Origin of the sequence: Streptococcus sanguinis, from assembly GCF_050223295.1 — a bacterium.
Classification (GTDB): Bacteria; Bacillota; Bacilli; order Lactobacillales; family Streptococcaceae; genus Streptococcus; species Streptococcus sanguinis_X.
On record NZ_CP071424.1, the window covers coordinates 1,483,647 to 1,507,168 of the forward strand.

29 protein-coding genes are annotated in these 23,522 nt (G+C 43.7%); 7 read left to right on the forward strand and 22 right to left on the reverse strand.

All coding sequences use genetic code 11. The features are described from left to right. Positions 1–80: 80 nt before the first annotated feature. The 6 genes from J1C77_RS07255 to J1C77_RS07280 all read left to right on the forward strand — a co-directional run bounded on the left by J1C77_RS07255 (position 81) and on the right by J1C77_RS07280 (position 7,061). Positions 81–680, forward strand: a complete 600-nt coding sequence (locus tag J1C77_RS07255; RefSeq protein ID WP_002900106.1) for a TerD family protein — start codon at positions 81–83, stop codon at positions 678–680. Between the two features lie 25 nt (positions 681–705). After that, complete coding sequence (locus J1C77_RS07260; RefSeq protein ID WP_002920885.1) at positions 706–1,401, forward strand: TerD family protein; 696 nt, start codon at positions 706–708, stop codon at positions 1,399–1,401. A 17-nt stretch (positions 1,402–1,418) separates the two neighbouring features. Next, entirely contained in the window at positions 1,419–2,057 is a 639-nt protein-coding gene (locus J1C77_RS07265; protein ID WP_002900104.1) for a TerD family protein, read from the forward strand. 99 nt (positions 2,058–2,156) lie between these two features. Next, positions 2,157–4,796, forward strand: coding sequence for a calcium-translocating P-type ATPase, PMCA-type (locus tag J1C77_RS07270; RefSeq protein ID WP_002920884.1), 2,640 nt, complete (start codon positions 2,157–2,159; stop codon positions 4,794–4,796). Between the two features lie 383 nt (positions 4,797–5,179). Next, on the forward strand, positions 5,180–5,962 hold the full coding sequence (locus J1C77_RS07275; protein WP_002920883.1) for an HAD family hydrolase: 783 nt from the start codon (positions 5,180–5,182) through the stop codon (positions 5,960–5,962). Positions 5,963–5,984: 22 nt separating this feature from the next. Continuing rightward, complete coding sequence (locus tag J1C77_RS07280) at positions 5,985–7,061, forward strand: HpcH/HpaI aldolase/citrate lyase family protein (RefSeq protein ID WP_002920882.1); 1,077 nt, start codon at positions 5,985–5,987, stop codon at positions 7,059–7,061. A 144-nt stretch (positions 7,062–7,205) separates the two neighbouring features. Here J1C77_RS07280 and J1C77_RS07285 read toward each other — a convergent pair whose 3' ends face one another. The 8 genes from J1C77_RS07285 to miaA are packed head-to-tail and all read right to left on the reverse strand — an operon-like array spanning position 7,206 to position 13,472. Further along, positions 7,206–7,910: an acyltransferase family protein gene (locus J1C77_RS07285; RefSeq protein ID WP_002920881.1), complete on the reverse strand. Its 705-nt coding sequence runs from the start codon at positions 7,908–7,910 to the stop codon at positions 7,206–7,208. 42 nt (positions 7,911–7,952) lie between these two features. After that, on the reverse strand, positions 7,953–8,234 hold the full coding sequence (locus J1C77_RS07290; RefSeq protein ID WP_002920880.1) for a hypothetical protein: 282 nt from the start codon (positions 8,232–8,234) through the stop codon (positions 7,953–7,955). A 58-nt stretch (positions 8,235–8,292) separates the two neighbouring features. Further along, a complete protein-coding gene (locus J1C77_RS07295) occupies positions 8,293–9,003 on the reverse strand; it encodes a class I SAM-dependent methyltransferase (RefSeq protein ID WP_002920879.1) in 711 nt (236 codons plus the stop codon). A 6-nt stretch (positions 9,004–9,009) separates the two neighbouring features. Beyond that, positions 9,010–9,765: an SDR family NAD(P)-dependent oxidoreductase gene (locus J1C77_RS07300; RefSeq protein WP_002906309.1), complete on the reverse strand. Its 756-nt coding sequence runs from the start codon at positions 9,763–9,765 to the stop codon at positions 9,010–9,012. Then, positions 9,762–10,691: a ribonuclease Z gene (gene rnz / locus J1C77_RS07305; RefSeq protein WP_002906308.1), complete on the reverse strand. Its 930-nt coding sequence runs from the start codon at positions 10,689–10,691 to the stop codon at positions 9,762–9,764. Before rnz ends, J1C77_RS07300 begins: the two co-directional genes overlap by 4 nt. 10 nt (positions 10,692–10,701) lie before the next feature. After that, the gene (locus J1C77_RS07310) at positions 10,702–11,325 is read right to left on the reverse strand and encodes a hypothetical protein (RefSeq protein ID WP_002920878.1); all 624 of its coding nucleotides are present in this window, start codon (positions 11,323–11,325) and stop codon (positions 10,702–10,704) included. Next, the gene (gene hflX / locus J1C77_RS07315; protein ID WP_002897332.1) at positions 11,318–12,556 is read right to left on the reverse strand and encodes a GTPase HflX; all 1,239 of its coding nucleotides are present in this window, start codon (positions 12,554–12,556) and stop codon (positions 11,318–11,320) included. The genes J1C77_RS07310 and hflX overlap by 8 nt, the downstream gene beginning before the upstream one ends. Positions 12,557–12,587: 31 nt before the next feature. Beyond that, positions 12,588–13,472, reverse strand: coding sequence for a tRNA (adenosine(37)-N6)-dimethylallyltransferase MiaA (gene miaA / locus J1C77_RS07320; protein ID WP_002904733.1), 885 nt, complete (start codon positions 13,470–13,472; stop codon positions 12,588–12,590). Positions 13,473–13,554: 82 nt separating this feature from the next. Between miaA and J1C77_RS07325 the strand changes: the two genes are divergently transcribed. After that, the gene (locus tag J1C77_RS07325) at positions 13,555–13,725 is read left to right on the forward strand and encodes a DUF3042 family protein (RefSeq protein WP_002895160.1); all 171 of its coding nucleotides are present in this window, start codon (positions 13,555–13,557) and stop codon (positions 13,723–13,725) included. A gap of 92 nt (positions 13,726–13,817) precedes the next feature. Here J1C77_RS07325 and J1C77_RS07330 read toward each other — a convergent pair whose 3' ends face one another. The 14 genes from J1C77_RS07330 to J1C77_RS07395 form a co-directional block, all read right to left on the reverse strand. After that, complete coding sequence (locus J1C77_RS07330) at positions 13,818–14,216, reverse strand: hypothetical protein (protein ID WP_002904734.1); 399 nt, start codon at positions 14,214–14,216, stop codon at positions 13,818–13,820. 197 nt (positions 14,217–14,413) lie between these two features. Further along, positions 14,414–14,779, reverse strand: coding sequence for a hypothetical protein (locus J1C77_RS07335; protein WP_002904735.1), 366 nt, complete (start codon positions 14,777–14,779; stop codon positions 14,414–14,416). Between the two features lie 83 nt (positions 14,780–14,862). Then, entirely contained in the window at positions 14,863–15,789 is a 927-nt protein-coding gene (locus tag J1C77_RS07340; RefSeq protein WP_002920877.1) for a helix-turn-helix transcriptional regulator, read from the reverse strand. A 16-nt stretch (positions 15,790–15,805) separates the two neighbouring features. Next, the gene (locus tag J1C77_RS07345; RefSeq protein ID WP_235787704.1) at positions 15,806–16,210 is read right to left on the reverse strand and encodes a GNAT family N-acetyltransferase; all 405 of its coding nucleotides are present in this window, start codon (positions 16,208–16,210) and stop codon (positions 15,806–15,808) included. Between the two features lie 77 nt (positions 16,211–16,287). Then, complete coding sequence (locus J1C77_RS07350; protein ID WP_002920876.1) at positions 16,288–17,037, reverse strand: PHP domain-containing protein; 750 nt, start codon at positions 17,035–17,037, stop codon at positions 16,288–16,290. Between the two features lie 33 nt (positions 17,038–17,070). Beyond that, on the reverse strand, positions 17,071–17,385 hold the full coding sequence (hisE, locus tag J1C77_RS07355) for a phosphoribosyl-ATP diphosphatase (RefSeq protein WP_002904740.1): 315 nt from the start codon (positions 17,383–17,385) through the stop codon (positions 17,071–17,073). 131 nt (positions 17,386–17,516) lie between these two features. Further along, positions 17,517–17,861 carry a phosphoribosyl-AMP cyclohydrolase gene (gene hisI / locus J1C77_RS07360; RefSeq protein WP_002904741.1) on the reverse strand — a complete coding sequence of 115 codons (345 nt, stop codon included), beginning with the start codon at positions 17,859–17,861 and terminating at the stop codon, positions 17,517–17,519. Then, the gene (hisF, locus tag J1C77_RS07365) at positions 17,861–18,619 is read right to left on the reverse strand and encodes an imidazole glycerol phosphate synthase subunit HisF (RefSeq protein WP_002904742.1); all 759 of its coding nucleotides are present in this window, start codon (positions 18,617–18,619) and stop codon (positions 17,861–17,863) included. The genes hisI and hisF overlap by 1 nt, the downstream gene beginning before the upstream one ends. Positions 18,620–18,621: 2 nt before the next feature. Further along, entirely contained in the window at positions 18,622–19,344 is a 723-nt protein-coding gene (gene hisA / locus J1C77_RS07370; RefSeq protein ID WP_002920875.1) for a 1-(5-phosphoribosyl)-5-[(5-phosphoribosylamino)methylideneamino]imidazole-4-carboxamide isomerase, read from the reverse strand. Beyond that, positions 19,322–19,945: an imidazole glycerol phosphate synthase subunit HisH gene (gene hisH / locus J1C77_RS07375; RefSeq protein ID WP_042762810.1), complete on the reverse strand. Its 624-nt coding sequence runs from the start codon at positions 19,943–19,945 to the stop codon at positions 19,322–19,324. The genes hisA and hisH overlap by 23 nt, the downstream gene beginning before the upstream one ends. A 34-nt stretch (positions 19,946–19,979) precedes the next feature. Beyond that, positions 19,980–20,564 (reverse strand): imidazoleglycerol-phosphate dehydratase HisB, encoded by a 585-nt coding sequence (gene hisB, locus J1C77_RS07380; RefSeq protein ID WP_002920873.1) that lies wholly within the window; start codon positions 20,562–20,564, stop codon positions 19,980–19,982. An 11-nt stretch (positions 20,565–20,575) separates the two neighbouring features. Continuing rightward, complete coding sequence (hisD, locus tag J1C77_RS07385) at positions 20,576–21,868, reverse strand: histidinol dehydrogenase (protein ID WP_002920872.1); 1,293 nt, start codon at positions 21,866–21,868, stop codon at positions 20,576–20,578. Further along, positions 21,865–22,509 (reverse strand): ATP phosphoribosyltransferase, encoded by a 645-nt coding sequence (hisG, locus tag J1C77_RS07390; protein WP_002920871.1) that lies wholly within the window; start codon positions 22,507–22,509, stop codon positions 21,865–21,867. The genes hisD and hisG overlap by 4 nt, the downstream gene beginning before the upstream one ends. Continuing rightward, positions 22,506–23,495, reverse strand: coding sequence for an ATP phosphoribosyltransferase regulatory subunit (locus J1C77_RS07395; protein WP_002920870.1), 990 nt, complete (start codon positions 23,493–23,495; stop codon positions 22,506–22,508). The genes hisG and J1C77_RS07395 overlap by 4 nt, the downstream gene beginning before the upstream one ends. Between the last annotated feature and the right edge of the window lie 27 nt (positions 23,496–23,522).

The window sequence follows — 23,522 nt, forward strand, 5'->3', positions numbered from 1 at the left end:
TATGGTAGCAATAACTCTTACTTGGCTTCCCTTAAGCTAAAGAGTTTTAATAATATTATGATTCAGAAAGGAATATCTATATGGATTTCACTAATTTAAACTCTGGCAGTTCTGCTGCTCCTCTTAACCTCTCTAAAGGGAGCGTTTTAGATTTAACGAAGCAGGCTCCTGCATTAAAAAATTGTATTCTAGGCGGCGGCTGGGATATGGCTGTTGCTGGACCTACTGCTGACCTAGACTTAGCAGCCTTCCTAGTTGAAGAAAGCGGCCGAGTTGCGCAAGTACCGAATGATGTTATTTTCTTCAATAATATGTCTGCAGCTGGAATTCGTCTTGAAGGTGATAATCGTACTGGAGAAGGCGAAGGCGACGATGAACGAATCCAAATTAATCTTGATGCAATCGAACCTCGAATTAAGAAAATTGTCTTCTTCATTACTATTTTTGATGCAGTCACTAAACGTCAGACTTTTGGCATGATTAAAAATGCTTTTGTCCGCCTTCTAGATGCCGATAATAACGAACAGGAAATCTGCCGCTATGAATTGAGTGACAGTTATTCTGCTGATACTTCTGTAACAGCTTGTTCCCTTAGTCGGACAGCTAATGGCTGGGCTTTTGAAGCAATCGGTGAGGGAGCTATCGCTGACCTCAACCAACTCTTGTCTCGCTATATGTAATTAAGAAAATAGAAAGGAAAATATTATGGGACTTTTTGGTAAATTATTTGGTGGAGATGAGCAACAAACTCAAGCTCCTGTTGCTAACACACCTATTCAAACTGCTAGTACGGAAGGGCGCGAAGTTACACTTGATTTAAATAAAGGAGGCATGCTTAACCTTGCAAAAAATGACTTCCTTAATCTTTCTAAAACAGATTTCTCTTTAGAAAATATTCGCGTATCAGCAGGATGGGATGTTAAGACAAGTCTCTTTGGCTCTGACTTTGACCTTGATCTTTGTGCCTTCCTTCTTGATTCTTCTGGCCATCTGACTCGTTCAGTTAATAATCTTGTCTATTTCAGTAAAAAGAAATCTCAGGGTATTCAATTAGATCATGATAACCTCACCGGTGCTGGTGACGGTGATGATGAAAACATGTTTGTGAATTTCAATAATATTCATCCAGATGTGGCTCAAATCGTTGTAGCAGTTGTTATCTATTCTGGTCAAAATCGCAAACAATATTTTGGTCAAGTAAGGAATGCCTACGTTCGCTTAGTTGATCAGGCACAACGTCCTGAAAAAGAAATCGCTCGCTTCAATCTATCAGAAGATGGTGGCAAAGCGACGGCCGTTAAATTTGCTGAACTTACACGTACTGTCAATGGTTGGACTTTCAAAGCAGTTGGAGAATACCTAAACGCTTCAATCCAAGACATTGAAAAATCTTACCGTTAATCAGAAAGGAATCTCTCATGGCTATTAATTTCACCTCACTTGGCGGACCTGCCAATCCTACTCCAACACCCACTGAAGTTGCTCCTGCAACGGGAGGTGTATCTCTTGATTTAGAAAAAAATACTATCCTGGACTTAGCTAAAGCTGCTCCAGGCCTTACAAAAGTTGACTTATGCGCTGGTTGGGATATCTCTGCCGGTGGTGCAGATTTTGACCTTGATATTTCTGCTTTCCTATTGAATGAAGCAGGCAAAATTACTTCTGCTAGTGATGTTATTTTTTATAATAACAAAACTGCTCCCGGTATTCACTTAAATGGTGATAATCGTACTGGTGCAGGTGATGGTGATGATGAAGTTATCAATTTGGATTTAGCTGCTCTCTCACCAAGTATCCATAAGGTCATTTGCGCCGTTACCATCGATCAGGCTATCACTCGCCGTCAAACATTTGGCATGGTTAATAATTCCTATGTTCGCTTAGTTAATGCAGAGAACAATTCTGAACTTTGCAAGTTCCAGCTTAAAGATGATTATTCTACCGACACAGCTGTTGTTTTTGCAGAACTTGTAAAAGATGGTTCAACTTGGGCCTTCCACACCATCGGTGAAGGTAAGCAGGCTGATTTAAATGGTATAGCTGCACTCTTTAGCTAAAGACAAACAGTTGCCAAATCAAGTTTTATTGACATACAATAAAGAGACTGAACACTATTGTCTCAGCCTCTTTATTTTTAGAAAGGACAAACAAACCAAATGAATAACTTTAAAGGGCTAAGCTCAGCTGAGGTTGCAGCAAGCAAGTCAGCCCATGGAGATAATAAACTTTCCAGTAAAGAAGCCAACTCACTTCTTTCAATATTTATTGAAGCTTTCAAAGATCAGTGGATTTTGATTCTGCTTGCGGCCTTAGGTCTCAAAATTATTTTCAACTTTATCGGCATGATTTTCCCAGGTATTGGTGAAGCAAATTGGTACGAAGCAATTTCCTTGATTTTTGCCATTCTCCTGTCAACAGGATTTTCTGCTATCTCACAATATCAAAATGAGCAAAAGTTTAATACATTACAAGAAGAAGCCAGCAAAACTAATGCTAAAGTCTATCGCGACGGTAAACTTAAAGAAATTTTAGTAGATGATATTGTCAAAGGAGACCAAATTCTTCTTCAAACTGGTGATAAAATCCCAGTTGACGGGATTATTCTTGCTGGAGAATTAAAGGTAAATCAAGCTATCTTGAATGGGGAAAGTGAAGATGCTACAAAAATCGCTTTAGGTGATAATGCAGAACCAGATAGTCAGGACCTCTTTACAGAATTAAAAATCTTCCGTGGGACTGTGGTAACATCTGGTGAAGCTGTTATGGAAGCAACTGATATTGGTGACCATACTGTTCTTGGAAGCATCAATACCTCTCTCCAAGAGGATGGGAAAGATTCTCCATCAAAAGAGAAATTGAACAAACTGGCAGAAAATATTGGCGTTCTTGGATACAGTGCTGGTGCGGCTTACTCTGTCATCAACCTTGTTCTTGGTTTTCTTGCTTTAAATACTGCAAACAATTTGAATCTTTCATCTATTTTCTTATTAGTCATTGAAACAATTCTCTTTGCAGTGACTATCATTATCATGGCAGTTCCAGAAGGATTGCCTATGATGCTGGCTCTTGTGTCTTCAATGAACTCAGGCCGCTTGCTAGCTCAGAATATTCTAGTTCGTCATCCTGATACTATTGAAACAGCTGGTTATATGAATATCCTTTTCAGCGATAAAACTGGAACAATTACAGAAGGGAAACTATCTGTTGTTGATTTCTTCCTTGGCAATGGAACTCTTTATGAGACAACTGATGAGAGTTCTGCTGCTGATTTCTCGAATATGTCTGAAAAGTTACTCAAGCAAGTTATTCATGGCATTGGTTTAAATAATGACGCTAATATAGCAGATGGTATAGCTGTCGGAAGTAACGCAACTGACCGTGCTCTTTTAGATTTTCTAATCAACCGCAATCTCTTAGATTTTGATACAAACACTATTGCTGAAAAAGAACAGTTTAACTCTGCTAAAAAATATGCTAGTGTTACGACTAAGTCAGGCGAAATTTACATCAAAGGAGCACCAGAATTTATTTTAGATGATTGTCATTTCTATCTTGATAAAGACGGAAATAAGACTGCTTTTACTACTTCTGATAAAGATAAATTCTCTGCACTCTCTTTGGAACAGGCTAATCGTTCTATGCGTCTTCTCGCTATTCTTAAAAAAGAAGGTTCAGATAAAATCTTGATTGCTATTGTATGTATTCGAGACAATGTACGGGATTCTATTAAACAAACTGTTGAAACAATGAACAAAGCTGGAGTTCAAGTAGTTATGGTTACAGGAGACCGTAAAGAAACAGCTATTGCCATTGCTAAAGAAGCTGGAATTGTTACCAGTGATACAGATTTAATCCTAACTCATGATGAGCTAGAAAACCTCTCTGACGAAGAATTAAAAGCGCAACTCCCTAATATGAAAGTAGTAAGCCGCGCCTTACCTATGGATAAGAAGCGCTTAATTGAAGCAGCTCAAGACCTTGATATGGTTTGTGGTATGACTGGTGATGGAGTAAACGACTCACCTGCTCTTAAAGCTGCTGACGTTGGTTTCTCTATGGGAGACGGAACTGAGGTTGCCCGTGAAGCCTCTGATATTGTTATTTTAAACAATAGTTTGACGTCTATCGAAAAAGCTGTGCTTTACGGCCGGACAATGAGCAAATCAGTTAGCAAATTCATTATTTTCCAGCTGACAGTTAATGTAACTACTATTGCTATGTCTCTTCTCTCTCCTCTTTTCGGTCTGAAAGAGCCATTTACAATCATTCAAATCCTTTGGATTAACCTTATCATGGATACACTAGCTGCTTTGGCATTTGGTGAAGAACCTACCTTAGATCGTTACATGAATGAAAAACCAGTGGCTAAAAAAGCTAATATTCTAACAAAGTATATGAAGTCTGCTATTGGAGTTGCTAGCATTTTCATTACTATTGTTTGTCTTGCTATTCTTAAAAATGTAGCTGGTATTCAAGATTTCATCACTAATGGAACTGGAAACTTTGAAATGGTAACTACCTTCACCTTTACTGTGTTTATCTATGCGATTATCTTCAATTCCCTCAATACTCGCAGTACTGGTCTTAATGTTTTTGAGCATATTTCAGAAAACAAAAAATTCTCGATTGTCATGATTTCCATTGCTATCGTTCAATCTTTAATCATTCAGTTTGGTGGACAGGTCTTCAATACTGTTCCTATGGATATTGAACACTATATTGTAGCACTTGCTATTGCTGTTCTGATTATCCCTATAGACTTCATCCGAAAAGCTCTTACAAAAAATAAATCTTAGTTATAGAAAGGCTGAAACACTAGTGTTTCAGCCTTTACTTATCAACTCTTTTAGTGAAGTGACTATGAATACTTCATGAACAGGGAAAATTTATCCATGACAATAATCTACTTGATTCTTTATAAATGCTTCCAAGACTAGACTTATCGGCTCTTTTATAGTAAGATTGGTATAGTTTGATGAATTGCACACTTTGATAACTAAAATTTATTCTCTTAAGTCATTTAAGATTATAATATTGTTTCATTTAAGTTTGACAAAAATTTTAAGACAATCAATCTAACTTTAATAACCTTTAAATATAACTGCTTGAAATTAAAAAAGAAATTTTTGTTTTCTATTAAAATTTTACACCTATCAGTCCCAAAAAAGAGAGGAATATTATGCTTTTTGCTACTGATCTAGATCGAACCATCATTTATTCTAATAAATTTGTTGAAAATTATCAGACTGTTTCTTGTGTAGAACATCTAGACGGACGTGAAATCTCCTATATGAGCCATAGAGCATTGGAATTACTGGCTCAAGTCAAAACTCGCTGCGATATCCATTTGGTTCCAATTACAACTCGCTCGCTAGCGCAGTTCTCACGCATTATCCCCCTACAAGACTGCCCTTATGCTGTTGTTGCTAATGGCGGAATCATTCTGCATAAAGGCCAACCTTTAAAAGTCTGGCAGGAACACATCGAAAGAACTCGGCAAATACAAGCATTGGATTATCCTAAAATCTTAGATATTTTAACTAAATATCAAAAATACTTAACTAGAACTCCATCTTTGGTTGACAATTTATTCTTTTTTACTAAAGTTACCGAATCTCAGGATATCGTTCAAGAGTTTATCTTGCCAAGTCTTGAAAAAGATTTAAAAAATTTAGAATGGACTTTCACTCTTCAGGGGCTTAAACTTTACATCATCCCTAAAGAAATTTCTAAAGAAAACGCTCTTTCTTTTTTAAAAGACTATCTCAAAGAAGAATTTCTAATTACTTCGGGTGACGGAAAATTAGATGCTGGCTTCTTATCTTTAGGCGATATAAAAATGATACCAAAGAACAGTGAAGTTTACCAGCTTATCGATAATAAAGATAGCTATATGATTGTTAATCAAGGAATAGAAGGCGCTGAGGATATTCTTTCAGTAGTCCTCGAACAAAAAACTTAAAAGTGTTGAATGGAAGATTTGAATGAAATTTACTTATGATTCTATACCCCTATTTAAAGAAGGATGCCAATTTAATCAAAATTCCCCAAAAGATTTATTGCAATATGCAATATCTGGACTTCTTTACATGCCCGCTCATCGAACTCAGATAGTTGATGAAATCATTGCTGGCCTCCATCCTTGCTGTAGCTCAATCTGTCTAGATCTAGAAGATTCTATTGGAGATGGAACTGTTCATCAAGCTGAATTACAACTCTTTGAGACTTTAGACAAACTGAATCAAGCCTTGGAAACTGGCCAGCTAGATTTTGATTCTCTCCCTTTAATTTTTATCCGAGTCCGTTCTTCCCAACAATTTAATCAAATGCTCGACCATTCTTCTCCTGATATCTTTAAACTAGTTTCTGGATTTAATTTTCCTAAATTTGATTCTACTACTGCTCCTGCCTGCCTTCAAGTTTTCGATAATTTTAGAAAAAGAACAAATCAAACATTTTACATAATGCCAATTCTTGAAAGCGAGAGCATCATGAAAAAGAATACCAGAATGGAAGAACTTCTTTTTATATCAGAGTTATTAAAACCCTATAAAGAGAAAGTTTTAAATATCCGTGTGGGAGCAACTGATTTTAGTAATATTTTCGGTATTCGTCGTAATGTCCACCAGACTATCTACGATGTTAAACTTATTGCTGACTGTCTAACAGATATCTTAAATATTTTTTCCGCAGATTATATCTGTTCAGGACCGGTATGGGAATACTTTAATAGCCGTTTTCAAGACGGGAATTGGGCTCATGGATTGAAAAAAGAGCTAGAGTTAGATAGACTTAATGGATTCATTGGAAAAACTTGCATCCATCCCTCTCAGCTAAGTCTTATTGCTGAGAATAACATTGTTAGTTTAGAAGACTACCAAGATGCTCTGACAATTCTTAACACAAATCAGCAGCAAATTGGTGTAATAAAAGGATATAAAGAAAACCGGATGAATGAAATGAAGCCGCATAGCAAATGGGCAAAGAAAATTATCCAGTTAGCAACAGTCTATGGCGTAGCTGAAGGAGATAACACAAAAGATAATTCACTGAAATCGTAGAAGGACATATAAAGGGTGTTCTGCCTAACTTTTTCCTTGACTAAAAACACACGCATTAAAACTGAACTTAAAGCGTGTGTTTTATTTTAGATAAAGAAATAGCAACTATTCATCTTAAACATGCCAAATTTTTTAGCGATCAATTTAGCCTTTCCCTCGCCAGCGAATCACCAACTCTGACGTCAGGTGGGTCAGGATAATCGTCAGAAGGAAGGCCCAACGGCCATTTTCCCACTTGGTCAGCTGCTGGGATTTGAGCAGAAAGAAAGATAACTCAATAAAGATAGGATGGAGAAAGAAATAAAGGATACTTAAATCTTTTAAATGTCGCCAGTTTTTTTCATGCTTCCACTGAGTTTTTAACAGCCAATTGAATAAGAAAAGTGTAAAGGGAATGAGAGCAAAGAAAAAGTTTTTATCCAGTCCCTGCCTCATGTAAACCAGCACTCCTTCACCTACTAGGAAAAGACTTGCCAACAGAAGAGACAGCCAGCGTTTCTTCTGAAATATGGCTATCTGCCCGTAATCAGCTAGAAAGTAGCCTAAATAGATAAAAATGGGCGTATAGAAGAAGCCATTCCTGCTAGTGAAAAAGAGCTTGGCATAAGCATCATACCAGTCTGTCAGCAGACTAGGCGGCAGATAGGCGTGATAAGTCTCAATAGCACCTAAGGCGTAGAGAATTAACAAAAGGGCAAATGTTTTCTTGGGACCCAACTTCCTATACAAAAAATGGACCAGCAGCAAACCTAAGAGAAAGGCAGGTATATACCAGAGCTGGTAGCTCATTCCGATGTAGAGGAGCGCTGCTAGAATAGCCAGCGGAGCAATGTAGAGGGGCAAGTGCACATATTAGAAGCAAGTCAAAGCATAGGGGAAATAGATCAAACCTCAAAAGCCATAAGCTTTTAAAATGCCTTTGATATACAGAGTCAATTTCCCAGCATAAGGCTCTCGCTTCCAGTGTACTCGGAAAAAATAGGCTGAAGAAATTAAAAAGAAAGGGACCGCCATGCGGCCAAACATACTCTTCTGAATAAAATGCAGAGCTTCATGTTCAAAAAGTCTCTGGCAGTGAACCAGAATTACCAAAATGGAGGCGATATATTGAAAAAGGCTGAGCAGGGCATAATTGACTGGCTGTCCTGACCCTACGACTTCTCTCATTTGCATCAATCTTTCTCCTTAGGAGATTTGTTTAAGATGTAAATGAGCGCTTCTTCCCCTTAACCTAAGCCTTGACTAGCCAAACATGCTGAAAGGCAGCGATGTCCCGATAAGGAGATTGGTTGCAGACAACCAGCTCCATCTCAAGCATCTTTTCAGCCCAATCAGGGGCAGTTTTGTAGTCATTGGATTGCAGCCCATAAAAAATTCGTACTCCTTGATAATCCTCAACTTCTAATGGAAGACCTGAAATCACATCTTGGATCTGATAGACCTTAGCAGCCCCCATGCTGTGGGTTTGATATGCCTCACCCGCCAAAAGCTGCTGGGCCTTTTCTGGGTCATTTTCAAAAACCACCGTATGCATAACTCGTCCAACCTCGTGATGCTTAACCAGAGAAATTTTGCCGTCCTTTTTTAAGAGACGGGAAAATTCTGCTAAATAAAGAGCAGGATCAGATACATACTCTAAGACATTATGACAGATGATGACATCAAAAGACTGGTCAGGCAGATTTTTCAGAAGGTTCAAGCTGCCTTGCAATTGCTCATAATAAAAGTTCTGCTTGCGCTCAGCAATCATTTCTGAGTTCGGCTCGATGGCGGTCACTTGGTTGTTTTTCGCTAGAAAATCAGCCACAATTCCAAAACCACTGCCGAAATCAAGGATTTTCTGGCCCCTCAGCGACTCTAGAAAGGCAAAAACAATATCATACTGAAGCTTGCCCCAAGGCGCCTGCAGATGAGCTTTGTAGGCTTGTAGATTAGCTGTCATAAAACCTCACTTATAATTAAACATATTGGCTGCCATCTTGTCGGCAATTCTTGGAAAAAGAGTATAAAGCTTGTGAGCCAGATTGAGAATTCCAGGTAGATTAATTTCCCGCCTCTTTTTGCCAAAGGAGCTGACAATTTTGCTCGCTACAAAGTCAGGCTCAAGGATATACTTGTCAACTGCTTTTACATAGGAACCATCAGGATCCGCTTGATCGAAAAAGGAAGTTTTAATAGGACCTGGGTTCACCGACGTGACATAAACCCCAAAAGGCAGGAGTTCCAAACGCAGAGCATTGGAAAAGCCAATAGCAGCAAACTTGGTCGCCGAATAAAGACTGGACTTGCTACTTGCAATGAGGCCGGCCATACTAACGATATTGACGATATGTCCTTGACCTGCCTGCTTCATGCGAGCTCCAAAGATACGGGACAGATTCATCAGGGCAAAGGTATTGACTTCAAACATGGCCTCGATATCACTGGAAGTGATTTTGTCAAATTCTTCAAAAATCCCATAGCCAGCGTTATTAACCAGGACATCTACGTGGCCATACTGGCTGTCAATCCGCTCAGCAAATCTTTCCAAAGCTGAACTGTCTGTGATATCCAGCTCCACTAAGTCAAGATTTTCCCTTTCTCTATATAGTTTTTCCAGCTTAGTCTTGCTCCGTCCGACCAAAATCAGTCGGTCATGGGGCAAGAGCTTAACCATTTCCTGAGCCAGCCCACCGCTAGCCCCTGTGATGATGATGGTTCTCATATCTCCACCTCTTCCAAGTCTTTGACCACATGGACCTTTTCAAAGACAGCACTGGCATCGCGGCGCATTTGGCTGATGTCCTTGGCTAGAAAGCGGGCACTGATATGATTGAGCAGGAGGCGCTTAGCGCCGGCCTCCTTGGCTACTTCTGCGGCTTGCATATTGGTAGAATGACCGTGATTGCGGGCAAGTTTTTCATCTCCCTTGCCATAAGTTGCTTCATGGACCAGTACATCTGCTGCCACTGCTAAGCGAACGCTGGCAGCAGTCTTCCGAGTATCACCCAGAATAGCAATGGTCTTGCCTGGACGAGGGGCTGAGATATAGTCGGCTGCAATGATTTTGGTCCCATCTTCTAGGACGATATCCTGACCGTTCTTGACCTTGCCAAAGAGGGGGCCAAAGGGAACACCCGCTGCTCGTAGCTTATCTGCATCCAGCGTTCCTTCCAAATCTTTCTGCATCACCCGATAGCCCACACAGAAAATCGTGTGATCCAGCTTATCCGCATAAACTGTGAACTTGTCCGTTTCAAGAATCTTGCCCAGACTGTTTTCATCAAACTCATGAAAATCAATCCGATAAGGCAGACGAGAACCAGACACGCGCAGGCTAGACAGTACAAAATTCTTAATACCTTTGGGACCATAAATTTCCAAGTCCGTCTGCTCTTCATTAGCCTGAAAAGAACGACTGGATAAAAAGCCCGGCAAGCCAAAAATATGGTCGCCATGCAGATGCGTGATGAAAATCTTGCTGATTTTGCGCGGTTTAATCGTCGTCTCCAAGATCTGGTGCTGGGTACCTTCACCGCAGTCAAACATCCAGACTTCATTGATTTCCTCTAACAGCTTGAGGACAAGGCTGGATACATTGCGAGCCTTGGAGGGCTGACCGGCTCCGGTTCCTAAAAATTGTAATTGCATATTGTTCTTTCTAAATGATATAAATCATGGCAGAGCGATTCTGCGAGTGATAATATTTTCTACCAGCATAGGACTGAGCCAGCTGACTGACTTCATCTTGATTGTAGCCCAGAACTCTTTGGCTGCCATCCGCTAGCTGCTGCCAATCGGTCAAAGCAGTCAGCGCCTGACTGTCCACGACTTGCGACTCAGATTTGAGAGGCACCATTTTTATTCTCCCTGCTTCTTCGTAGACCAAGTATTGTGGAAAGACTTGGGCGATTTCAAAGAGCAAGTCGTCTGTTACCGACTCTGGCTTTTCAGGAAAGACCAAGCCGACTTCCTCGCTCTCATAGCAAAATCCATAGGACTTGCCAGAAAGATTAAGCCGTACAAAAGGTTTATTTTCTACAAAGCTAGGCTCCGTATTCCACAAGTCCAGCGCCTGAGTAATTTCTAGAAAATAGGCTGTTGCGGCTTCCGGACTTTTCTTTTGATAAAGCTCAGCAAAGTAAGCATTGATAACACTGGGGGGCGGAGTGATAAAGCTACGCTTCTGCTCCTCTGTCAGGCCAGCCAACACTTGCTCTAAGTAGACCCTGTCTAGGCTTGTAAAACCGCCGTATTTGAGGGCCAGGTCAATATAATCAGTCATAAAATTCTTCCAGTTTCCATTTGTTTTTCTCGGCAATCCAGCCTGAAACGACTTCGACATCGTCTATGTATTCTCGATTCCCCATAATCGCGACTTTCTCTAAATCATGAATCTTGTAGGCTTTAGCAGGCGCTACCTTGATTGTAAAAGGCAAAAATAACTCTTTCATCCGCTCCAGCAGGACTTGCTGCAAAAGAGCTCTGCTATTGTCCGCCTTAGCCGAAATCAAAGAATAAGGAGTAAGGGTCGGAGTAAAATCCTCCGTCTTGTCTGCTTTGTTATAAAGAGTCAGCCGGGGAATATCCAGCATGTCCAGCTCATTCATGATGTCGAGGACAGTCTTTTCGTGCTCCTCATGATGAGAGTCGCTGGCGTCAATAACATGGACCAGCAAATCGACATTTTTGCTCTCTTCCAGTGTGGATTTAAAGCTGGATACTAGCTCTGTCGGCAAATCCTGAATGAAGCCAACTGTATCCGTCAGAGTGACATTGAGCTGGCCACTGAGGTTGATGTTCTTAGTCGTGGCGTCTAGCGTCGCAAAGAGTTCGTCAGCCTCATACTGACTCTTACTAGTCAAGCAGTTCATGATCGTAGACTTGCCAGCATTGGTATAACCGATGAGGCCGATTTTGAAAATACTGGATTCCAACCGTTTTTCACGAACGGTCGCACGATTTTTCTCCACTGCCTTGAGCTGGCGCTCAATATCATGAATCTGATTGCGTACACTGCGTCGATTGAGCTCCAGCTGGCTTTCACCAGGACCGCGGGAGCCGATGCCACCTGCCTGACGGCTGAGCATAATTCCCTGGCCAACCAAGCGAGGCAGGAGGTACTTGAGCTGGGCCAAATGAACTTGCAGCTTGCCCTCATGACTCCTAGCTCTCATGGCAAAAATATCCAAAATCAGCTGCATACGGTCAATGACCTTAACGCCCAAGCTTTCCTCCAGATTGACATTTTGGCGAGGTGTCAGGCGATTATTGACAATGACAGTCGAAATCTCTTCGGCATCAACCATCTGTCGGATTTCTTCTAACTTGCCAGATCCGACAAAGGTCTTGCTGTCATACTTTTCCCGCTTCTGGCTATAGGAGCCGACTACCTCAGCTCCTGCAGTCTTAGCTAGACTTTGCAGCTCCTCCATAGATAGGTCAAAATTCTCCGTGTCTGCCAGTTCCACACCGACCAGAAAGACACGCTCTGTTTTTTTCTCTGTTTCTATCATCTCATATCCTTACTAAGACTTGGTCAGCCAGCTACTTGTCCAGAAAATTCTTGATGTCTTCCATGACCTGATTTTTATAGTCTGGATTTCCCACCTGATAAAAGGTCACGGACATCCGGTTGCGAAACCAAGTCAGCTGACGCTTGGCGAAACGACGGGTATTCTGCTTGAGCGTATCCACCGCCTCTTCAAGGCTCATCTGACCTTTAAAGTAGGGGAAAAGTTCCTTGTAGCCGATACCCTTGCTGGCTTGACTGGTCGGAGCCAGTTCATACAGCCAACGGGCTTCTTCTAAAAGTCCGGCTTCTATCATCAGATCAACCCGCCGATTGATTCGCTCATAAAGCCGCTCCCGCTCATCATCGAGGCAAATCAGCAGGGCTTCATAATCAGGCTGACTGTTTTCTAGCGATCCGCCCAGATGAGCAATCTCCAGCGCTCTCATAGCCCTGCGTCTATTTATCTGTGGAATCTCGATACCCAGCTCTGCTATTTTTCCAAACAAATCCTCATCTGACCAACTGTCCAGCTGCGCCCGATAGGCCAGAATCTCCTCGTGAGGAACGGAGCCGCCCAGATGATAGCCCTCAAGCAAGCTCTGGATATAGAGCCCTGTGCCGCCGCAAATGATGGGAAACTGACCTTGAGCCGCAATTTCGCGAATAGCCTGAGCCGCCTCAGTCACAAAATCATAGGCCGAGTAGCTTTCTCCGACCTCCCGCACATCCAGCAGATGATGGGGAATGCCCTCCTGCTCCTCAGGGCGAATCTTAGCTGTGCCAATATCCAAGCCACGATAGACCTGCTGACTGTCACCGCTGATGATTTGGCCATTGAAGCGCTTGGCTACCTCGATACTCAGAGCCGTTTTTCCGACCGCCGTAGGCCCCACTATCACAATTATCTTGTTTTTCATCTTTTTTCCTTGAAAAAATTTTGATTTTTCGTTACTATTAATTATAACATAAATAATAAAAGTTCAGAAAAGGAGAAATCACATGGCTAAAGGATTTGGAAAAGGCGTTCTTACAGGAGTTGCAGCTACTGTTGCTGCTGTGGCAGGCGCAGTATATGCAGTTAAGAAAAAAGTCATCGAACCTGAAGAACAAAAAGCGGCTTTCATCGAAGAAAACCGTAAAAAAGCAGCTCGCAAACGTGTAGCACACTAAGCATGCACATTTCAAAAAAAAGCCTGGAAAAATCCAGGCTTTTTTCTTTTTTGAAAAAACAGCAGTCAAATCGACTGCTGCAAACACAGCTATTAGACTTTAAAAGCTCTCTCTTTCTTGAACGGTTGAATGCCATGAGAGCTAAAGATATAATTGCTTAAGAGTAAGAATATTAACAACTCAAGCACAAAAAACAAATCGAAAGCAGGATTGGAAGATAGAGAAACGAAAGGAATTGCGAGACACAAAATTGTGATATAAAAAATTTTCAAGCGTTTGATATAAAGCCAGAAGAGGTCAAGGCTTTGCCTGCCATTAATCTGCGACTTAGACTTACTTCCCGAGTACCAGATGATAAATACTTCGGCAAAAAAGAATAGACCTAGCAAAAAGATTATTCTCCAAAAATGAACCTGCAGTAGAATTCCCACTGCTAGCAATAACAAAACACCCAAGCTCAGTGCTAGCACTGCTCGCCTAGTATTAGTCATAAAATCAACTCCTTTAAATGACTACGAAGAACAGTCAAATTAATTGTTGCTAATTGATTAGATTGCTCTAGGAGAACATATTTTATTTCGGCTTTATTTTATCACTTGGCAAGAAAACTTACAAATAATACGATAAAGCATTTGTAGAAGTCATTGGTTACTGAAAAAAGCCACCATTCGGTGACTTTTCTACATGCCTACTTCCCTTGCATAAACTCTTGGAAACGATGAGTATCAAAGTAAATAGTAGATGCAATCAATTTATCTGATTCGTCAAATTTTAAAAATTCTGCGACATCCAATTCTAGTTCTTTTCCGCTCGGCGACTGCAGGCGATAGCGATTTAAAGCTGTTGCTTCTCGCCCCTCTACCAATAACTTCTTCACTTCAAGATGCTGACTTAAAGCATAGAATTGACCTGCACCTTGCAGATAAACATCACGACCTCGCCTGATTTCCTGACTGTCGCACATTCCATAATTAAAGTTTTCAGTTACGAAATCTTCCCAGCCACCTTTATTGACTGCGGTAAAATAGCTTTCTGCTAATGTTCTTGTATCCATTTGGAACCTCCAAAAATAATTTAGGCAAGCACTCAAACAATGAGATCTTCAAGCCATTTAAGATTATACAAAAAGCAATATGACTACAGTCTGTCATATTGCTGAAGATTTTTTTGAAGAGAATCAATTAATTTATCCTGCAGTTCTTTTGGTGATATGACTTTTACTTGATGAGCAAAACTTAAAATCAATTCGAAAAAGGCTGGTGTCAATGCTCTGAGAGCATGGACCTTTATCCTTGTTTGCTCAACAGTGATTTCTTCTTCTGTGAAATGGTCATAAATCTTTGGAAGTGCAGATTCTTCAAAAATTAGCTCTATTTCTTCTTTACTGCCCTCAACTTTATCTTTGGATGGATTTAGAAAAAGCTCTAACTTTTCTTGAGATAAAAGTGGGTAATCTCCAACATCGACAGCCTCTTCTACTGGCTGCAAATCACGAATCCTGCTAAGTTTGAAAAAACGAAAATCTAACTTGTCTAAGCAATATCCGATAACATACCAAGCATTTAGTTTAAAAATCAGACGGTATGGAAAAATCGTTCTCCGGCTTTGTTCTTGTTTTTTAGAATAGTAGGAAAAGGAAATTTTCTTCCCAGTTTGTATAGCCTGTTCAATCTCAAGTAAATAATTTGTATTAAGAGACCATGAATTGAGATCAAAATAAAATGGATTGACCTTATCGGTCGCCTCTTGAGAAGTAAGCTTATGCTCAATGCTGTCAAAACTAGGATGTCCAACAATTTTGCCAACATTTTGGCTCATATTGATGATAAACTGCTTTTCTTCTTCTGTGAAAAAGCTGCTGTCCATCTTGTAGTCATCAGGTATATAAAAGCCGCCCTTATCTCCACGTTCAGAGTAGATAGGGATTCCGGCTAAGCTGAGCGTATCCATATCTCGATATACTGTGCGGGTAGATATTTCAAAACGTTCAGCAATTTCTTTAGCTGTTATCTGCCTCTTATTCAAAAGGGCTAGTAGAATATAGATTAATCGTTCTAGTTTCATGAGTTTTCTTTTCTTGTTACAATCGGCACAGCATCAAATAGTTATCTTCCCTCTCTTCAACCGTGACAAAGCCCAGTCTTTGATAAAAGCGAAGGGCAGGATTGTCTTTTGAAACGGAGAGGGAGACACTTGGGTAGCCTTTGGCCTTGAGCAAGTCCAGCATGGCCGTCATCAACTGCTGGCCTAGACCTTGGCCTCTGAAGTCAGGCAGGAATGAAATAGACAAAGAGGGAGTCTGGTCGTCATAATAGCCGTAATCTTTCATGATGCGAACCCAGACTGCTCCGACCAGCTGACCGTCCACTTCTGCTGCTAAAGCCCAATCATCTGGCTGCTGACCAAAGTCCTTGATATACATCTCTAAATCTGACTCTTTCAGGATTCTTCTAGAAAGCGGCGCTAGACCTTGGGGAATAAAAATAGCTTGGTAAAGAAATTACTCTAAGAGCGGGATTTCCTCTGATTTTAAGGGCCTAATCTCGGCCATGATTTCTCCTTCTAGATCAACTGCTCCTCGTCTATGCCGGCCTCCGCTAAGATTTTGGCAACTCGGTCAAATTGCAAGCGGAAATGCTCCAGCTTGTGGCCGTCTGATCCCACTGAAAAGCGCTGACCTCCCAGCTCCTTGACTAGAGAGAGAGCGTAGATATAGAGTTCCTCGTGTCCATAGAGGTACATGGACTTGCAGTTGAGCTCAAAGGCCAAATCGTGGTCAATCATCTTTTGGAAAAGCTGTCGTAGCTCTGGTTCAAAAGTTTTTAACTCCTCTACGGTAAGCGCAAATTTTCGGAAACCATAGTCAAAGTGAGCTAGTACATCTGCTGGCACAGCCTCGATAGCCTCTTCTAACTCTCTCAGGTAGGAGGGAATCAGCTCCATCTTATCCAGCTGCAGGACAGGATCTTCCAGATAGTCAAAACTGCCATTGTGGTGGACGGACAGGAGCTTGAGGTCATAATCCTTGTCCGCTAGGAAAGCTAGAATATCGTCTTTACGCGGAGCGTAATAGCCAATTTCAATGCCCTTTTTGATGCGGTTTCCATATTGCTGGTTCAGCTCAGCTATTTTTGCTGAATAGGCCGCATAGTCAGGTACATCATCATGGGGTGAGGCCGCTTCATAAGGGTAGGGATTGGACAAATCATAGTGCTCAGTGGTGACAATCTCGCCCTCATAATGGTCCAGATAGTCACAGAAATCTGCCTCAGAATCATAGGAAAAATAGGTATGAAGATGGTTGTCGCGCATGCTAGACCGCCTTTCTGTAGATCTTATATCCGCTTAGTAATGGTCAATTTCAGGTCGGTCGTGAATCCGGCTCTGCTTGCCCTGACGGGCCTGGAGGACGGTCTCGACCTCTTCCAGACTGACGCCGGTCTCGACGAGAGCGACCGCCAGATGGTAGAGCAGATCAGCTGTCTCATTGGCCATCTCGTTCTTATCAGCGTTTTTGGCCGCAATGACTACTTCAGTCGCTTCTTCACCGACTTTTTTGAGAATCTTGTCCAGCCCCTTGTCATAGAGATAGCTGGTATAGGAGCCTTCCTTGGGCTCTTTTTTGCGTTTGAGGGCTGCTTGATAGAGGGTTTCTAGCATAGTATCTCCTTGTTACTGTCCTTATTTTACTATAAAAAGCAATTCTTTCCAATGGCAGGCTGGTGGCTCGATACTGACTTCTTAGTTTTATTTTTGCATTAACCGAGTACAAAAGTAAGGCAAGGGAGCTTTTAGTCAGTTTTGCTGGCTTGTTCATCCCAGATTGGATGGAAAAAGCAGGATTTGGCACCGGTGTGGCAGGCTGCTCCCAGTTGGTCAACCTCGATCAGCAGGGTATCTAAGTCGCAATCAGCTGTGATTTTTTTGACGGTCTGGTAGTGGCCGCTGGTGGCTCCCTTATGCCAAAGCTCCTGACGTGACCGACTCCAGTACCACATTTGTCCGCTAGTGCGGGTCAGTTGGTAGGCTTCTTCATTGAGATAGGCCAGCATGAGGACTTCTTTGCTGGTGTGGTCTAGGATAATGGCAGGTATAAGACCGCCTTGCTTTTGAAAATCTAACTTTACTTCTGTCATCAGATGCGCACCTCCAATCCAGCTTCCAGCATGGCTTTTTTGGTCTCTGCGATGGAGACCTGACCATAATGGAAAATCGAGGCTGCTAAAGCACCTGTCGCTGCAGTCTTTTCAAAAACTTCTAGGATATGCTGGCTACTGCCAGCACCACCAGAGGCGATGATAGGAACGGAAACCACTTGGGAGACGGTTTCCAGCATAGGCAAGTCAAAACCAGACTTGGTCCCGTCCTTGTCCATACTGGTCAGAAGAATTTCCCCCGCTCCGAGACTGACAGCTTCTTGAACCCAGTCTAACAGGTCGCGACCGCTGTCCTTGCGGCCGCCAGCCAGATAGACATGCCAGCTGCCATCCGCTTCTTTCTTAGCATCCACGGCCAGAACCACGCATTGACTGCCGAATTTCTCAGCGCAGTCAGCTAAAAGCTGAGGATTTGCCAGTGCTGAGGAATTAACTGCAACCTTATCCGCCCCAGCTTGGAGCATCCGCTTCATGTCCTCAACCGTGCGAATCCCGCCCCCGACGGTAAAGGGAATGAAAACCTGCTCCGCCACGCGCCGGACCATCTCGACCGTTGTGTTTCGCTCCTCATGGGTGGCGGTAATGTCCAGAAAAACCAACTCATCGCAGCCGGCTTCATAGTAAGCCTTGGCCGCATCAACTGGATCGCCCACATCAGTCAGATTAACAAAGTTGATACCCTTAACCACCCGACCGTCCTTGACATCCAGACAGGGAATGATTCGTTTTTTCAGCATGGCTAGCCCCTTTCTGCTTCCTTGATCTGCTCTAGGCTAACTCGTCCACTGTAATAGGCCTTCCCCACAATGGCACCAGCCAAGCCCAGCTTTTTCAGCTCTTCCAAATCCTCTGCTGACTGAATGCCGCCAGAGGCAATGACTTGAGCATCCTTGAGCGCTGCTAGCAATTTTTGATAATGCTGGATATTGGGGCCAGTCAGAGTCCCGTCTCGGTCCACATCCGTATAGACAAAGAGACGGACGCCAATTTTTTCCATGGCCAATGCTAGGCTGATATAGTCCTGATTGCTGGTTTCCAGCCAACCCTCAGTCGCAACCAGCCCTGCTTTCGCATCAATGCCAATCACGATTTTGCTGCTTCCAAAGCACTCTAGTGCGGCCTCAACAAAGGCAGGATTCTTCACAGCCATAGAGCCGATGATGACACGGTCAATACCGACCGCCAGGTAATCTTCAATCTGATCCAGACTGCGTATGCCGCCCCCGACTTGGATAGCTAGACCAGTTTCCGCTTTAATCTGGGCAATCAGATCTCGATTGGCCGCCCGACCTTCTAAGGCTCCGTCCAAGTCAACCACATGAATCATGGTAACCCCGGCTTCTTTGAAAACTCGAGCTTGCTCCAAAACATCGGGATTGACTACCGTCTTCTGACTAAAATCCCCTTTAAAAAGGCGGACGGCCTGGCCGTCTTTGATATCAATAGCGGGCAGTATTTTCATAGACATACTCCTTAAACTTCTCTAGGATACCGAGGCCTACAGCACCTGACTTTTCTGGGTGAAACTGACAGCCAAAGACCGATCCTCGGTGAATCATGGCTGGGATAGGCAGCCCATAATCAGCCGTCACGTCCAAGTACTCCTTCGGAACATCTGTGTAGTAGCTATGGACAAAATAGACTGACTGGCCCTCAAGACCGGCTGTCAAAGCAGACGACTGCTGGATTTGTAAGTCATTCCAGCCCATGTGAGGTACAGGCAGACCAGCCTGGTCCGGAATCCGGCGGCAAACACCGGGAATCAAACCCAGTCCAGAGCTTTGACCATTCTCCAATCCAGACTCCAGCAGGAGCTGCATGCCTAAGCAAATGCCCAAGAGAGGCTTACCATCGGCCACAGCCTGCTGTATAACTGACACCAGCCCTCGCTTTTCCAACTCCTGCATGGCAGTAGGAAAAGCACCGACACCTGGTAAAATCAAACCATCGGCAGCTAAAATTTCCTGCGGATCAGCTGACAGGCGCGCTTCTACTCCGACATGAGCTAGAGCACGGAGAACATTGGCAGTATTTCCCGCGTCATAATCAATAACAATCATCATCTCTACATCAACTCCTTTCACTCAGAAGGGCAAGCTAGAGCAAGCCCTTGGTGGAGTTAACTCCATGAATCTCTGGATTTATGGTAATAGCCTCCCGTAGAGCTCGTCCAGTCGCTTTAAAGAGGCTTTCTGCCTTGTGGTGACTGTTCTTGCCATGAAGGATTTTCAGGTGCAGATTCATCTGCAGATTAAAGGCTAGGGCTTGGAAAAATTCCTCTACCAGCTCGGTGTCAAAGTTCCCAAGCTTGGGATTGTCAAAATCAGCCTCAAAGACCATATAAGAGCGACCGGATAGGTCCAGGCTGGCCATACCCAGCGTTTCATCCATAGGCACAAAGCTAGTACCGTAGCGGTTGATGCCGGCCTTGTCTCCCAAAGCCTGACGCAGAGCCTGTCCTAATACGATGCCTACATCCTCAACCGTATGGTGGCTGTCCACCAAAAGGTCGCCTTCAGCCTTGACCGTCAGAGAAATTCGACTGTGGCGGGCAAAAAGGGTCAGCATATGGTCAAAGAATCCGACACCAGTCTCGATAGCTACCGGCTCCTGTTGGTCCAGATTCACAGCCAGTTCAATATCGGTCTCCTGCGTTTTACGCTTGATTTCAGCTTGTCTCATGGCAACTCCTTTTATTTTTCCTGTCTGCGGGCTTTGATGGCCTTGGCATGTCCCTGCAGTCCTTCTGCATAGGCCAGACTAGTAATATCCTTGTCAGCTGCCCCTACAGCAGCACGGCTATACTGGGTGTACTGGATGCGCTTGATGAAGTCATAGACACCTAGAGCTGATGAAAAGCGGCTGGTGCTGGTAGTCGGCAAAACGTGATTGGCTCCCGCATAGTAGTCACCGATTGGCTCGCTAGTATAATGCCCCAGAAAGACAGAGCCAGCATTTTCAACCTGATCCAGATAGCTGTAAGCATCATCCATGGCAATTTCCAAATGCTCCGGTGCCACCTGATTCATGAGCTCAAACATGGCTTCCTTCGAAGGCGCAAGGATGATACGGCCGTTGTTCTCAATCGAAGCACGCGCGATTTCCTCTCGCGGCAGCTCTTTCAGCTGTCTATCCAGCTCTGCTTCCACTTGGTCTGCCAGCTCCTCCGAGTCAGTCACTAGAATAGCCCGAGCCAGCTTGTCGTGCTCGGCTTGCGACAGGAGGTCAGCTGCCACATAGACTGGACTGGCTGAACGATCCGCAATGACTCCAATCTCCGAGGGTCCGGCAATCATGTCAATTCCCACGACACCATAAACCATCTTCTTGGCTGTAGCCACAAAGATATTGCCCGGCCCAGTTATCTTATCCACCTTGGGAATGGTCTCAGTACCATAAGCCAGGGCTGCTACGCCTTGGGCTCCGCCAATTTGGAAAATCCGATCCACACCAGCCAGCTTGGCAGCGACCAAAATCGCTGGGGTAAAGTGCTCTTGGGGCGGTGTAATCATGATGATTTCCTTGACACCGGCAATCTTGGCTGGGATAACATTCATGAGGACGGAGGATGGATAAGCTGCGGTGCCACCAGGTACATAGGTGCCGACCCGTTCAATCGGCCGAATCAACTGACCACGGATAACACCCTCGCTGGGACTATCCTCAAAACCAGTCTCCAACTGCTGGCGGTGGTAGGATTCGATATTGGCTTGGGCATTTTTCAGGGCGGCCAAGACCTCTGGATCAATCTCCTCAAAGGCCTGGTCAATCAACTCCTGCCCAATCTCAAAGTCTGTCACCTCAACCTTGTCAAAGAGCATGGTATAGTCTCTTAAAGCTTGGTCACCGTCCTGTTTGACCGTTTCTATAATCTCAGCCACCGCTTCTTCCACATCTAAGTTCTGCTGGCTGAGCTGCAGTTGCTCTTCGTATAAAATCCGTGAAATTTCTTCGTTACTTCCGCTTAAACGCTTGATAATTGTCATTTAAAAGCCACCTCTCTTCTTCCTACTAGGGATTCAATCCTTGCCACAAAAGGCATGATATCCGAGTTATTTTTCAGGGAAGCCTGATTAGCAATGAGCCGGGCTGACACCCGACAAATGTCCTCAAAAACCAGCAGGCCGTTAGCTGACAGGGTATGACCCGTCTCCACAATGTCGACAATGGCATCCGCCAGACCCAGTACCGGTGAAATCTCCACACTGCCTTGGATGGAGATGATTTCCACATCTTCTCCTTTTTGATTAAAATAATCAGTCGCCACTGTCGGATACTTGGTCGCAATCCGCTTGCGCTTGTGATCATGAGGGTCATAGCTGGGCACCGAGGCCAGTGAGAATTTACAAAGGCCAAAGTTCAGATCCAGCAGCTCCAGATAGCCGGTCGGATGCTCAAAGAGAATATCCTTGCCGACAATGCCCAAATCAGCGACTCCATGGCGCACATAGGTCGTCACGTCAGGCCCTTTGACCAAGAGAAAGCGAAAGCGACTGTCTGGACTTTCAAAAATCAAGCTGCGCCCCTTGTCTGCCATGAAGGACATATCAAAGCCAGCCTGGGTCAAGAGCTTGACCGTATCTTCCTCAATCCGCCCCTTGGTCAGGGCAATGGTAATCTGACTCATCTGCTCTCACCATCCTTTCTCGCTTCATCCGGCAGGTCATCATGAATGGCCTGATAGACACTGTCAATGTCTAGGGACCAGCCGATAGCTGTCAGCTCTGCTGCCCCGAAGCGCTTGAAAAGCTGGTCATAGCGACCACCAGATAGAAAGGCATCTGGTACTCGGTCGCCAAAGACCTTGAAGGTCAGGCCGGTATAGTAAGGCATGGCCGCCACCTGTCCCAAGTCCATCGTTGTCTGCTCCAGCAAGCCTGATAGGCTCTGCAGAACCTGCTCTACATCATCTAGAGCCGTCAATATCCGCTCGTTGCCAACTATCTCTCTAGCCCTAGCTAAAACCTGTTGGCTAGGACCAAACAAATAGGGCAACTCCTGCAAAAAATCATCAAATTCACTCGCTCTGGTCTGGGTGAATTCAAAGAGTCCTGTCCGATTTTTCTTGCGAATATAATCTAGCAGCTGGGCCTCCTCCTGCGAATCCAAGGCCAAACTCTCTAGGATGGTCTGCAGGATTGCTGCATGGGAAAACTCAAACTGATAAGACTTAACCTGCGCTAAATCCAGCGACTGCTTGGCTGTCTTGATAGCCTCAAGCACCGCCTCACGAGCTGGATAGCCGATAATCTCAATACCAGCTTGACTGAGCTCGTTGGCAAGACCGCGCAGCTCTTCTTGATAGTGAAAGACCTTGCCCGAATAGGAAAACTTAGTCGGCGTATGAACCCTAGTCGAAGCAATAACCCGACCAATCTGGCTAGTTACATCTGGCCGCAGCACCAATAGCTCGCCTTTTTTATCGAAAAGATGATAATGATGGGGCTCCACATGGTCACTGAAGACCTCGAAGTGCTCCAAAGTCGGCGTGTCAATCCGATTGAAACCCTGAGCCATCAGAAAATCACTGATGTCCCGCTCAATCTCGTAAATCACACGCGCCCTCTTGAAAAGCTTGTCATGCATGCCAATCGGAAGGGTGATTTTATTCATAGGCTGCTTTCCTTTCTAGATCTATTC